Here is a 512-nt window from a genome sequence, read left to right on the forward strand (position 1 = left end):
TGTTTTAGCGAAATAGTTTATTGAGAAAATTATTTTTACTTTAATAATTAAATAAAACTTCCAATGTCTATTTAAGACGATACCTGTTTACTTTATGATTTTAAATAATTTTTTGTTGGTTGAATTCATGATATTGTTCATTAAATTGATAAAAAAAATTAAAATAAAATTGCATTTCTCGCTGGCAATTTAATATGAATTCGCATATAATGCGAAAACTTTCAGTTAAGAAAGTGAAAATCAGTTTAAAAAAAATGTAAATATTTAAGGAGAAAGTTATTATGATGTACTTATCAGCGGTTCGTGCGCAAGTAAGAAATTTTGCAAACAAATTCATTAAAAATGAGCGTGGCGTAACTGCAATAGAATATGCAATCGTTGCAGCTGGTGTTTCATCTGTGATTTTAGTTATTTTCAATAGTTCAGGTGGCCCAGTTTATGATATGTTAAGTAATGTATTTGATAAATTGAGCACTAAGTTGTCTAATATCATTTCTTAATTAGCAATACTT

General features: G+C 26.4%; 1 protein-coding gene. It reads left to right on the top strand.

Features of this window, described 5'->3' with window-relative positions:
* The first annotated feature begins 281 nt into the window (after nucleotides 1-281).
* Nucleotides 282-500, top strand: coding sequence for a Flp family type IVb pilin (locus tag J3U13_RS11380; RefSeq protein ID WP_267342174.1), 219 nt, complete (start codon nucleotides 282-284; stop codon nucleotides 498-500).
* Nucleotides 501-512: the final 12 nt, after the last annotated feature.

The organism is Gilliamella sp. B2887, from assembly GCF_026537015.1.
Lineage (GTDB): Bacteria > Pseudomonadota > Gammaproteobacteria > Enterobacterales > Orbaceae > Gilliamella.